The organism is Streptococcus infantis, assembly GCF_047464615.1.
Taxonomy (GTDB): Bacteria; Bacillota; Bacilli; order Lactobacillales; family Streptococcaceae; genus Streptococcus; species Streptococcus infantis_Y.
Genome location: NZ_JASHBO010000007.1, coordinates 118650 through 130065, shown reverse-complemented (window position 1 = coordinate 130065; position 11416 = coordinate 118650). Strand labels below are relative to the sequence as shown.

The window sequence follows — 11416 nt, the reverse complement described above, 5'->3', positions numbered from 1 at the left end:
TTACTCAAAGTTAAGTGACGATAGCCTAGGAGATACACCTGTACCCATGCCGAACACAGAAGTTAAGCCCTAGAACGCCGGAAGTAGTTGGGGGTTGCCCCCTGTGAGATAAGGAAGTCGCTTAGCTAAAGGGAGTTTAGCTCAGCTGGGAGAGCATCTGCCTTACAAGCAGAGGGTCAGCGGTTCGATCCCGTTAACTCCCATTTTAGCGGGTGTAGTTTAGTGGTAAAACTACAGCCTTCCAAGCTGTTGTCGCGAGTTCGATTCTCGTCACCCGCTTTGAACATAGTTCAATTTACCAAGTTTTTAAAACTTGGGCGCGTAGCTCAGGTGGTTAGAGCGCACGCCTGATAAGCGTGAGGTCGGTGGTTCGAGTCCACTCGTGCCCATTGAAATATGGTCCGTTGGTCAAGGGGTTAAGACACCGCCTTTTCACGGCGGTAACACGGGTTCGAATCCCGTACGGACTATTTATTGGAGGATTACCCAAGTCCGGCTGAAGGGAACGGTCTTGAAAACCGTCAGGCGTGTAAAAGCGTGCGTGGGTTCGAATCCCACATCCTCCTTTATTATTAACGCGGGATGGAGCAGCTCGGTAGCTCGTCGGGCTCATAACCCGAAGGTCGTAGGTTCAAATCCTGCTCCCGCAATAAGGCTCGGTAGCTCAGTTGGTAGAGCAATGGATTGAAGCTCCATGTGTCGGCGGTTCGATTCCGTCTCGCGCCATTTAAATATTTTGGAAGGGTAGCGAAGAGGCTAAACGCGGCGGACTGTAAATCCGCTCCTTCGGGTTCGGGGGTTCGAATCCCTCCCCTTCCATAGTTACGGGCATAGTTTAAAGGTAGAACTAAGGTCTCCAAAACCTTCAGTGTGGGTTCAATTCCTACTGCCCGTGTTAGTTAAATTATGGCGGGTGTGGTGAAGTGGTTAACACATCAGATTGTGGCTCTGACATTCGGGGGTTCGATTCCCCTCACTCGCCTATTTATATTATTGGGGTATAGCCAAGCGGTAAGGCAAGGGACTTTGACTCCCTCATGCGTTGGTTCGAATCCAGCTACCCCAGTTATACTTTGCCGGCGTGGCGGAATTGGCAGACGCGCTGGACTCAAAATCCAGTGTCCGCAAGGACGTGCCGGTTCGACCCCGGCCGCCGGTATAATATAGTATTAAGAAACATTGTTAAATCAATGTTTCTTTTTGCTTTGGTCAACTTATGGTCAACAATTCTCTTTTTTAACTAAACTTGTTAATACTGAACGAACTTTATTGTTTTCAATTTCTGCTTTTTCTTTTATAAGATGGCCGTAAGTTTCAGTTATTTGTTTAATATCTCGATGACCCATTAACTTTGAAACTGCCCAAATATCAACACCCATTGCTAACATTGTTGAACAATACGTGTGTCTCAAACCTGTGCTTGTCATAGTTTGAGGATAAATTTTCAAATCTTTTAAAATTTGTTTTAGATGCTTATTGATTCCTGCATTTGTTACAATCTTATAATTCAAATCTACTAAAATCATATTTTCGTTATTTATAATTGTACCGTTTTCAATGAATACAGTTTGTTCTTGTTTTAATTTTTTTAGAATAGTTAAAGTATCATTATCAACAGGAATTGTACGAATTGATTCTTCAGTTTTAGGATTTGCCCACCGTTTTCTAGCTGTATCATATCGTCTATAAGTTTTGATCTCTGAACTTTGCCACAACACACAATCCCATGTGAGACCTGCAACCTCTCCTGCACGCATTCCTGTTTTTAGTTGAATTAGTAAAAGATACGGTACAATTGAAGTTGTTAAATCAAGATTATTTTCTAAATATGTTACTAGTTTTTGATAGTCATCAAAGCTATGAATATATTTTTCATCTCTTCTTTTTTTAGGGGGACGACCTGAAATAATGACACCTTCAGTAAAATCTTCTATATTAAGCTTATCTCGTTTCGCAAATACAATCACATTTCTAATTTCCGCATTCATTCTACTAACATTGTCACGACAATTTGTTTCAGCGTACTTGTTTATAAAACCTTGATATTCGCTTGCTTTAATTTTCAAAGCTGGTTTGTCTTTGAAATATTCTTTGATAAACTTACCACGCAATAAATGTTTATTAAATGTAGAGTCAGCTTTTCCGAGTGGTTTAACTGTTAATTCTAACCATTTTTCCCAAAGGGCATAGAATGTAATATTTTTATCAATTATTGCACCATTAATCAATTTTAGCTCCAGGGCTAGCGCTTCAATTTCAGCTTCTCTTTTTGTCTTAAAGCCTGAATTTGAAGCAACTACCTTTTTATTTTTATCAAAAATTCTATAATCCCATAAATTCTTTTTACCTCGTTTTCTGAATGAAACAGACATGATTACCTCTTTTCTAAAGACGATAACCAAGATATTATCTTGATTATCGTATCATAAATTAAAGATTTCTGCAAAATTTTCTTCAAAAAATTGTTTCGTTTTGCTTGCTAAGAAGTAGTACCGTCCGCCCTGATTGTTTGGATATTTCACAAACCCATCTCTGTTTTTATCAATATCAATTTTTGAGCGAATATCTGCTCGATAGAGAACATTTTCTAATAACCACGGTCGAGATACTGAAATCATCTCTAAAACCTCGGATAAGCTCATATATTTCCCCTGTGAAGCCTTGTTTTTTAAATCAAGATATTCATCTTTTTCTACTATAATATGAGAAGTAGGCAACTGTACTTCCAAATTGTCTATTTTGATTGAGATTTTATCTCCCATATTAATTTTCCTTTCATCGTCTTACTTGAATACACGCCACGGCTCTTTTTCTTTCATTAGTTCATCTTTTTTATTATTTAGAAAAATGATCGTGTCTGGTGAGGGTTTGTACTTTGTTTTGAAATGAATCAAAACATGCTTGAAAAATTCCTGAATTGCTTCTTTGCCGTAAATTTTATCAATCTTGTATAGAAATGATTCTAAACCGCTGTTTTTCAATAAGTAAATATAGGTAGATAATAAATCATTTTTTCTTCTTGGTTTTGACCTCAATAAATCAAAATCAGTTGAAACATATTCCAACATAACCTTTGAAATATCCCATAATTCATCATTTTTGAAAAATAAATACTTATCTGTAAATCGTTGAAAAATCAAGCTCGATAGTTCTTTATCATTTCTACATTTTAAAATATCTAAACCAGTTTGGTTAGCGTAAGACTGCCTAATTGACATTTCAAATCGCACCCAATCATCACATTTCAAGGCTTCGTCATAATAGATGCCTTTCTTTTGCTCCTGTTCCAATTTTTTATCATAGATTCTTAACAGTAGTGAGTTTCCTTTATTTGCTTTGCTACCGACATAAATCGTTTCTGCTCTGTTATTTGTGTTAATAGTACGGACATTTGACTGATTTTTTCTCAATTTAATTGTATTTGTAACACTGTCAACATATTTTGATTTTATTATTGACTTATTTAATTCTTGATAAATCTGATTTACTTTCAAACCTTCATCTTTAAAATCAATCGCAAAATCAATTTTTGAAACTCTACAACTACCGCTAAAATAATTTTCTAATTCAAAAAATTTTTGAACTAATTGACGATACGAAATTTTTTGATTATCTTCTTCGCGTCGTTTCAAATAATGTTTTAAACCTTGCCCTGAGAATTTGAGAAAAATTCCCATTCTTGGACTGTCCGTGTTAAAACATAACAAAATTTCAAATTCATCAAAATTGATAATATGATTGTAGCCTGCAAAACCTTTTTCATTTAACTTGAAATTAACTGTGTACTTTTCTAATTCCAATAATTCATCAATTTTTAAACAGATATTAGAAGCAAATGCTTCATAATCAGACATCATCTCGTTAAAATCAGGTAAAAAAACAAATGAAATTTCATCAACATCACATTGAATCATAGTAAAATAGCTCCTTTTTAATTATTTTATAGTTGACCCCGTAAGGGGTGGGATGGGGGTCATTACTATACCCCCCTGAATGCTAGTATCCCATTATTTACGTTTCTTTCTTAATCGTTGACCATATAGAAATGCTCGTTTAAATGTACTAATCTTTTCTAAACCATGTTCGTGTAGATTAATATTCCAAAATCTCCTAGGTTTACTAAACTGTCCATCGTTTGTCATGATATACCCAGAAAATCTGGGCGCATTGTTATCAATATTATCTGTTTCTCCGAAGACCATTCTAGCTAATTCGTCTGTAATAGCTCCATTTGATAGACAGATACGAACACCTAAATTATCCCGTATTGCTGTTGAAAGCAACTCTGCCCTTGGCTGTTGCATGCAGATACAGATATAGACACCACTAGAGCGAGAACGCGAAACGATAGACAAGACCAAATCTTGAACCCTTTTTCTCATCTTAGTATCAGTTATACTTGATAACATCGCAGAATACTCTTCGATAACACACAACTTCATTTTCATCTCTTTACCGAAATTAACAAAAGTTGCGCCAGTAATGTCATCCCGTGCTGATAATTTTGCAATTTCTTTTTCACGTTTAATAACTAATTCCAACAATTCTTCAAAATACGCTAAAATTTCTTCACTGTCAGATAAAATCACACCTTTTGGAAGAAAAGTCCAAGAACTGAATTCAGATTTAACATCTAAGATTGTTAAATCAACATCTTCATTGAACATGAATACTTGTGCAAGCATTGATTTTAAAAACGTTGTTTTTGAGCTGTTTGTATTTCCGACCAATAACAGCTGAGGAGAACGTAGAAATGAAAAGGTCAAGCCTTTTTCAACTGTTATTTCAAAATCATTGACTGGTCTTAATTCAGTTATCTTCTTTGGTTTAAGCTGCCTTGCTTTCGCTTCGACAATATCATCTAATAAATAGATAAATTCTGTATTATCTTCACTTAACCAATAATCTAAAACAATGAGTGAACGATTTTTACCCACTAAACAAGCTGATAACATTTCCGCAAACTTTTCCAAATCGTCGGTAGTCTGGTCAGCTAATTTTTTAATTTTAACCGTTATGCGCCTGCTTAGCTTCTCGAAGCTCGCATGCGCTTTACTAACATCGATAAATTTGCTACCAACTTTACGATTCGCCGTTGCTGAATCCAACAATGCCTTGTGTGTTTGTCGTTCTATCAACCTTAATTGGTAGTATAGAGATACTGAACCAATTTTTGATAAATTCAAACCAAACCGAATCAATAACCAAAGATTAACCAAGAGCAAGACAGCTATTCCAATCACTATTAAATTCAGACCAAACTGTACTTCACTGCTAAAAATACCAATCTCTGTTCCTTTAAATAGTAGCCATCGAATAATACCACCACCAAATAGTAACCCAACTCCAAAAAATTGGAGTAGAGTTACTAGGCCTGGTAAGGTTGGCATCAGATGACCCGTATTTTTATTTAATTTATACCGAATCATAAATACCTACAAATTTCTTCCATTTCTTTTAACATCTTTTGGCGCATGAGTTCAAAAAACATATACGAGCGAATAAAATCAGTGTAACGACCATTTGAGTAAACTAAACTCAAATTCACAAAAGATGAAACTCGTCCTTCAACTTCCGAACGCATGTATGCTGATAAAATCTTTCGTAGTTCGATGGGCAGGTCTAAAGCTGATAAATCATCTAATTCTTTATAAATATCTTTCATATCTATTTCCTCACTACTTTAAACTAATTTCTTTGACATCTTCAGCCCAAACTTCGATGACATCGAAACTTTTATATTTATAACGCCCTCGCGGATTGACTAACTGATACAAATGTCTAAACTGAATCTTGTTCGCAATCTCTAGAGTTGGAACAACAAGACTAATCAATTTAACCGAACCATCATCTCTTGGCATCGATAAGAATACTTCATATCCGATTGACTGTTCTGAAAAGACTGGGGCGTTTTTACCATTACTGTTTTTCTCAAACCCAACAATTGGGAAAAATGGTTTTGGCTCTGTAACACTTACAGCTACACAAGTTGAGATGTTTGTGAGCATTGGGGCAGTACGACGGTCGTTTACAATTGAATCACCTGTTTGTTTTGAATTGCTTCCAAACAAACCTGTTTGAATCAAATTATTATTGTTAGTAGTCATTTTTCTTACCTTTGCTAGCTTAAAGCTAGTTCTTTCTGTTAAACATTTCTTGTAAATATTTGAACGTTCTTTATTTACATTATCAGTTTATCAAGATTAAGATTGACTGTCGATTGGTCAAAAAACAAATTTATAAAAAATATATCCATACAACTTTTCAATCTTATTCTTTCAATCTGAATAAATGAAATTAAGTGATTCATCATTTACAAGACCAGTGTATCATAAAAAACGATGCATGTAATTGAAAGAAAATAGACGACAGTTTTAGATTGTTTTATACAACTATTTTAATTGTGTAACTTAAAAATCAGTATATATAAGTGAAGATATAGTTGTACATAGGTAACAAAAAAATAAATCACAAAATAGATTGCACTGTACAATCTTTTATGTTATACTCTAAGCATAAAAAAATGAAAGAAGGTAATGTAATGTATATACATACTATTGAATTTCTAAAACGTGCAACGATTGATGCAGTACCTGCAAAGGTTAAAAATTTTAAAGATGAACAGTTACAACAAGGGAAAAAATATTATTGGTATATGTTTCTGCATGACGAAAGAATTGGAGAAGTATCTGATATGTTTGCATATTACGGCGGAAACAAAGACACAGCTAAACAAAAAATGAGTCGATTAATGAAAGATAGTCGAACTCATTTGTCTGACAATATTTTAGAGTTGCTTGCTAAGAATATGAATGTAAGTGTTTCAGAATTGTTATGGGGTAATGAAGAAAACTGGAAGAAATTGCTTCCAAGTCTCTTTTATTTAATTATTTTTGAATCTATCAGCACATCTGATTTTAAAACAATTAGAGAGCAACAATTGAAATCAAATATGCTTGAAGTTTTGAAAGAGTCTGTCTTGTTTTCAAGTGAATTAGCTAAAAAAGAAATCGAAGCAGACTTATCTGATGGTATTGTTGCATTTGATATTTTTGATAAGAATTTATTTAAAGCTATTTCAAGACTATATCAAAATGAAGTGGAAGAAAAATTTTACAGACTATTTCAAGAATTCTTTATTGAAAAAAACTATTGTTTGAAAAAAATAGATAATAGAATAATTGATTTTGCAGAACGAGTATATGTAGATGTTATTTTTGATAACAAGAAGACAGAAGATTCGCTAGGGCTTCAGGTTTATCAGACTTCAAATTTATTTTTGAATGCTGATTATAGAGAATATAGAACAAGTATTATACAAAAGAACTTCTTGAATGAAGTAGTACAAGAAGAGGGGCAAGTATTAGAACATTATTTAGAGGAAGAACAAAGAATGATACTTGAACAAGTTTCAAAATTTGTTAATGGTTTAGATAAGATTCAAAGAAAGCAAGATGAACGATTAGGATATCGAAAGAACAACAAAAATTTATTCAAATTTGGATTTGATTTTGTAAAATTTGATGAAGAATATTTTAGAGAATCAGAAGAGAAAGTAGAAGAAACTATGATATCTACTGAACAAATGAGCGCAGATTTGAAAAAATTAGATATGTAAAAAACAACCGCTGAAATTTTTAGCGGTTGTTTATGTTGTTTAATAGGGTTGCTATTGCATCAATTATATCTGTTTTTTGTGGTTCTGCTATTTGTTCAAGTTTATTGATAATATTTTCAATTTCTTTACTCTTTTCTGGGAACTCAAAATTAAAAAATGATTTTTCATCTACTTCAAGAGCTGTGATGATCTTGTTTAACGTTTGTATTTGAAAATTATATTTTTCGTTTTCTATGTTGTGGATATGTTTCGAGCCTAAGCCAGCTAATTCGGAAAGTTTTTCTTGGCTTAAACCTTTTGTTAGTCGTAAATATCTAATTCTTTTTGCAATAAAAGTTTGTAAGTTGTTTTGATTCATAATTGTTTACCTTCAACTATTATTTTAAAGATAAAAATTATAAATAATAAGTAGCACAAATTACACTTGTATATCAAATAAGTGTTGCATATTACACTGAAAAATGTTAGAATAGTGTAGTAAAATTATAAAAAAGCTCACTTTATTAGTTTTTAAAGGAGAATTGATGAAGAAACTGCAAACCCTCACAACTTCAACAGCTATTGCTCTTGCATCAGTTGGTGGAACTGCATTTGCTCAAGAAGCAACTACACCCGTACCATCTGACACTGCTGTTAACGAACCTGCTCTTGTTACTAAACCACAAGTGAAACCACTTGAAAAGAGCCAAGTTCCTGCACCTTCTACAGTGAAACCTGCTCTTGACGCTCAAAAAGGTGTAGTAAAAGACGCTGAAGCTAAGATTGAAACAGCTAAAACTGGCGTTCAAGAAAAAGAAGCTACTGTTGCTTCAACTGAAAAAGAAGTAGCTACTGCTACTCAAGTTGTTAAAGATGCTGAAGCAACTGCTTCTCAAGCAACACCTGCAAAAATTGCTGAAGCCAAAGATGCTCAAGCTAAGAACCTTGAAGCACAGACTGCTAACCAAGAAGCAACTGAAGCTACAAATGCACAAATCAAAGCTGAAACGAAAGTTCTAGCTGAAAAGCAATCAGACGTAGCAACAGCTAAAGAAAATATTGACCAAGCTGAAAAAGATGTCCAAACAGCTGAACAAACCGTTGCAAATGCAGAATCTGCTCTTGACGAAACTGGACTTGCAAATGCTGAAAACGACTTGAAAGACGCTCAAAAAGGCGTTAAAGATGCTGAAGCTACAGTCACTGAAGCTGAAGATGCGTTCAAGACAGCAAAAAAAGCTGATGAAGCACGTGAAGATGCTATCAAATCAGCTGAAACTGATGTAAATACTAAAAATGATGCTGTCAAATTAGCTAAAGAAAAATTGGCAACTGCTAATCAACATGCTGAATCAGTAGATGCTAAATTGCAAACAACTCAAGATGAGTTGACAAAAGCTCAAGATGCACTCAAAAATGTTGATATTGTAAATATCCAAAATCCAACTTTCCACATCTCTGATAATCTCCGTGATAAAATTGGTGCAAAATCAAACGATATCACATACAAAGATGCTTACGAATTGTGGCGAGCAAATGATAACGAAACCACTCGCATGGTCATGCGTGGTATGGCTGTCAAAATGGCTAGTGCTTCAACCATCAAAATCAGCGAAGCTGATAAAAATCGCCCAATCGATTTAAATAACTTGACTAATGACCAATTGGTAGAAATCAGCCAGTTCTATGCTAAACTGTTAACTCAATTAAACCATAATTTCGGTTATAATGCAAGCAAAAAGTCTTATGTTTCAAAAGAAACTTTAGATTACTCTAAATCTGTTGCTAAGAAATATGAAGCTCGAGCACTTGACCCACATAAAGCTGGGCACATCCCTGGTGGTCTTGAAAACCTTATGCCAATGGGTAACGGTGCAGATGAACAAACAATGTATAACCTAAAACAAGCTGTTCAACGTTCATTTGAACTATCTTCATTCGAAGATGAACCATCTAAATGGGAGCACCTACGTACTAACCTAGCTAACCAAGCAAATAGTCCAGTCGCTCTTTCAGTAGCTAACATCAATGGTCAATATTGGATGATTACAACATATGCTGAATTCGACAACGATACAGTCATCGAAGACAAAACAGACATCGCAACTCTTGAAAAAGCAGTCGCAACAGCTGAATCAAACCTTGAACAAGCTAAAACTGCATCAGAAAATGCTAAAAATGCTTTGACAACAGCTTCAACTGATTACGCAAGCGCACTTAGCTTGAAAACTGAAGCTGAAAAAGTCTTGGCTGACGCAATGGCTACGCCACTCCAAGCTCAAGTTGCTGAAAACAACCTACGTTTAGCAAACATTGCTCTTGAAAATGCTAAGAAACGTGAAACTCAAGCAAGTGAAGCAGTCGCTAACTTCTCAGCAAGTCTAGCTGACAAGAAATCTGCTCTTGAAAAAGCTCAAGATGCACTTAAAGAAGCTAAAACTGTTCAAACAATTGCGTCACAAGCTCTTGAAAATGCTTCAGCCAAACTTGAAGACCAAGAAACTAAACTAGACAACTTGAACAAACAAGTTACAAAACTTCTTGCCGAAAAAGATGCTCTTGTTAAAGAAGCTAAAGAATTGGCTGAACAATTGCAAGCATATTTGGACGCACCAGTTGCTCTAGCAAATGCGAAACAAGCTCGAACAGCAGTTAGTGTCAAATTGGAACTCGCTAAATCTGACCTAGAAACGGCACAATCTAAGCTTGAAAACTTGTTGACTGCCCAAAAAGCGGAAGAAGCTAAACTTGCAGAACTTGAAGCAACATATGATAACCTCGTTGACCTTGCAGAAAAAGCTCAAGAAAACGTTGTTGCAACACTTCCTGACGGTACAGTAATCGCTGTACCAAAAGTAGCTCCAACTGCTGAAGTGCTTCCTGAATTGAATCTTGAAGAACTAGCTAAAGAAGACGCTAAAGGTAACATTGTTAAAACACTTCCTGACGGAACAATTGTTGCTGTTCCTAAAGATGCACCAGTTGCTGAAACTCTTCCTACTGTCAATGTTGACGAATTGAAGAAAGCTCTTGATGCAGGTAAAGAAGTTACGTTGGATGCTCAAGGGAATGTTGTTGTACGTGAAACAAAACCAGCTACTTATGAAAAACCAGTGAACGTTGATCGTCTGCAAGCTAATAATGATAAATCTAATAAAGCTTATGCAAGTGATAAAAACGTTACTATTGATAACAAAGGAAATGTTATCACAAAAGGTCAGACTTACACAAGTCAACAACAAGCATCAAGTAAATCAACTTATTCACGAGTAGAACGTGCAAAAACATTACCAAATACAGGAGAGTCATCAAGTGTTACAATGTTGGTACTCGGTGCAATTCTTGGAACATTTGGACTTGTAACAGTACGTAGAAAAAATTAGAATAATAAAAAAATCTTCTTATTACAAATAGGAAGATTTTTTTGATTCACAAAATTAGTTTAAAAGACTACGCTATTTAAACCAATTTTGAGAATGAATATTGGACTATACCGATTGCGCCGAACACGGTATCGAACTATGTATAAAAAATTGTGATTATTAAATTTAAAGACTATAAAATTAAAGCAAAAGTTTAAAATTTATTTGGTCAACCACTGGTCAATTTCCTCAATTTCAATACTAACTAGCGTGTGATAATATCTTGATTTAATCGTTTCTTGGTTATTTATTTTAACTTATTTTAACGCTAGTTTGTTGGCCGCCGGTATAGTTGAAAAGACAGGGTTTATAAGCCTTGTCTTTTTTCTTTATTTATAAAAATTTTAGTAAAAATAGGTCTATACCATTTACAAATTGTTTTGAAAGGTTTATAATG

General features: G+C 34.7%; 9 protein-coding genes, 12 tRNA genes and 1 rRNA gene. 15 read left to right on the top strand and 7 right to left on the bottom strand.

Annotated elements, in window-relative coordinates; all coding sequences use genetic code 11:
* Nucleotides 1-10: 10 nt before the first annotated feature.
* The 13 genes from rrf to QM450_RS05615 all read left to right on the top strand — a co-directional run bounded on the left by rrf (nt 11) and on the right by QM450_RS05615 (nt 1159).
* Nucleotides 11-126 (top strand): 5S ribosomal RNA (gene rrf, locus QM450_RS05675).
* 4 nt (nt 127-130) lie between these two features.
* Nucleotides 131-203, top strand: a tRNA-Val gene (locus tag QM450_RS05670).
* A gap of 5 nt (nt 204-208) precedes the next feature.
* A tRNA-Gly gene (locus tag QM450_RS05665) sits at nt 209-279 on the top strand.
* Between the two features lie 36 nt (nt 280-315).
* Nucleotides 316-389: transfer RNA gene (locus QM450_RS05660), tRNA-Ile, on the top strand.
* 9 nt (nt 390-398) lie between these two features.
* Nucleotides 399-470: transfer RNA gene (locus QM450_RS05655), tRNA-Glu, on the top strand.
* Between the two features lie 6 nt (nt 471-476).
* Nucleotides 477-566: transfer RNA gene (locus QM450_RS05650), tRNA-Ser, on the top strand.
* Between the two features lie 10 nt (nt 567-576).
* Nucleotides 577-650 (top strand) — tRNA-Met (locus QM450_RS05645).
* Between the two features lie 3 nt (nt 651-653).
* Nucleotides 654-726 (top strand) — tRNA-Phe (locus QM450_RS05640).
* A gap of 12 nt (nt 727-738) precedes the next feature.
* Nucleotides 739-819, top strand: a tRNA-Tyr gene (locus tag QM450_RS05635).
* Between the two features lie 5 nt (nt 820-824).
* Nucleotides 825-895, top strand: a tRNA-Trp gene (locus QM450_RS05630).
* 14 nt (nt 896-909) lie between these two features.
* Nucleotides 910-982 (top strand) — tRNA-His (locus QM450_RS05625).
* Between the two features lie 12 nt (nt 983-994).
* Nucleotides 995-1066 (top strand) — tRNA-Gln (locus tag QM450_RS05620).
* 9 nt (nt 1067-1075) lie between these two features.
* Nucleotides 1076-1159 (top strand) — tRNA-Leu (locus QM450_RS05615).
* Nucleotides 1160-1220: 61 nt separating this feature from the next.
* Here the strand turns inward: QM450_RS05615 and QM450_RS05610 are convergent.
* The 6 genes from QM450_RS05610 to QM450_RS05585 all read right to left on the bottom strand — a co-directional run bounded on the left by QM450_RS05610 (nt 1221) and on the right by QM450_RS05585 (nt 6107).
* The gene (locus QM450_RS05610) at nt 1221-2372 is read right to left on the bottom strand and encodes a tyrosine-type recombinase/integrase (protein ID WP_375555374.1); all 1152 of its coding nucleotides are present in this window, start codon (nt 2370-2372) and stop codon (nt 1221-1223) included.
* Between the two features lie 51 nt (nt 2373-2423).
* The gene (locus tag QM450_RS05605; RefSeq protein ID WP_375555373.1) at nt 2424-2762 is read right to left on the bottom strand and encodes a DUF771 domain-containing protein; all 339 of its coding nucleotides are present in this window, start codon (nt 2760-2762) and stop codon (nt 2424-2426) included.
* 21 nt (nt 2763-2783) lie between these two features.
* Nucleotides 2784-3914, bottom strand: coding sequence for a replication initiation factor domain-containing protein (locus QM450_RS05600; RefSeq protein WP_375555372.1), 1131 nt, complete (start codon nt 3912-3914; stop codon nt 2784-2786).
* Nucleotides 3915-4007: 93 nt separating this feature from the next.
* Entirely contained in the window at nt 4008-5429 is a 1422-nt protein-coding gene (locus QM450_RS05595) for an FtsK/SpoIIIE domain-containing protein (protein ID WP_414274091.1), read from the bottom strand.
* Complete coding sequence (locus tag QM450_RS05590) at nt 5426-5665, bottom strand: hypothetical protein (RefSeq protein WP_414274090.1); 240 nt, start codon at nt 5663-5665, stop codon at nt 5426-5428. Before QM450_RS05590 ends, QM450_RS05595 begins: the two co-directional genes overlap by 4 nt.
* Nucleotides 5666-5678: 13 nt before the next feature.
* Nucleotides 5679-6107, bottom strand: coding sequence for a hypothetical protein (locus tag QM450_RS05585; RefSeq protein ID WP_414274089.1), 429 nt, complete (start codon nt 6105-6107; stop codon nt 5679-5681).
* A gap of 416 nt (nt 6108-6523) precedes the next feature.
* Here QM450_RS05585 and QM450_RS05580 point away from each other — a divergent pair, with 416 nt between their 5' ends.
* Nucleotides 6524-7618, top strand: coding sequence for a hypothetical protein (locus QM450_RS05580; RefSeq protein ID WP_414319934.1), 1095 nt, complete (start codon nt 6524-6526; stop codon nt 7616-7618).
* 19 nt (nt 7619-7637) lie between these two features.
* On the opposite strand, the gene QM450_RS05575 is transcribed toward QM450_RS05580, so the two are convergent.
* Entirely contained in the window at nt 7638-7976 is a 339-nt protein-coding gene (locus QM450_RS05575) for a helix-turn-helix domain-containing protein (protein ID WP_414274087.1), read from the bottom strand.
* 166 nt (nt 7977-8142) lie between these two features.
* On the opposite strand from QM450_RS05575, the gene QM450_RS05570 reads away from it, so the two are divergent.
* Nucleotides 8143-10980, top strand: a complete 2838-nt coding sequence (locus QM450_RS05570; protein ID WP_414319933.1) for an SEC10/PgrA surface exclusion domain-containing protein — start codon at nt 8143-8145, stop codon at nt 10978-10980.
* The last annotated feature ends 436 nt before the right edge of the window (nt 10981-11416 follow it).

Bases quoted from the DNA above. Each gene is read 5' to 3' on its own strand.
- QM450_RS05610 (WP_375555374.1), bottom strand. From the start codon at position 2,372: ATGTCTGTTTCATTCAGAAAACGAGGTAAAAAGAATTTATGGGATTAT.
- QM450_RS05605 (WP_375555373.1), bottom strand. From the start codon at position 2,762: ATGGGAGATAAAATCTCAATCAAAATAGACAATTTGGAAGTACAGTTG.
- QM450_RS05600 (WP_375555372.1), bottom strand. From the start codon at position 3,914: ATGATTCAATGTGATGTTGATGAAATTTCATTTGTTTTTTTACCTGAT.
- QM450_RS05595 (WP_414274091.1), bottom strand. From the start codon at position 5,429: ATGATTCGGTATAAATTAAATAAAAATACGGGTCATCTGATGCCAACC.
- QM450_RS05590 (WP_414274090.1), bottom strand. From the start codon at position 5,665: ATGAAAGATATTTATAAAGAATTAGATGATTTATCAGCTTTAGACCTG.
- QM450_RS05585 (WP_414274089.1), bottom strand. From the start codon at position 6,107: ATGACTACTAACAATAATAATTTGATTCAAACAGGTTTGTTTGGAAGC.
- QM450_RS05580 (WP_414319934.1), top strand. From the start codon at position 6,524: ATGAAAGAAGGTAATGTAATGTATATACATACTATTGAATTTCTAAAA.
- QM450_RS05575 (WP_414274087.1), bottom strand. From the start codon at position 7,976: ATGAATCAAAACAACTTACAAACTTTTATTGCAAAAAGAATTAGATAT.
- QM450_RS05570 (WP_414319933.1), top strand. From the start codon at position 8,143: ATGAAGAAACTGCAAACCCTCACAACTTCAACAGCTATTGCTCTTGCA.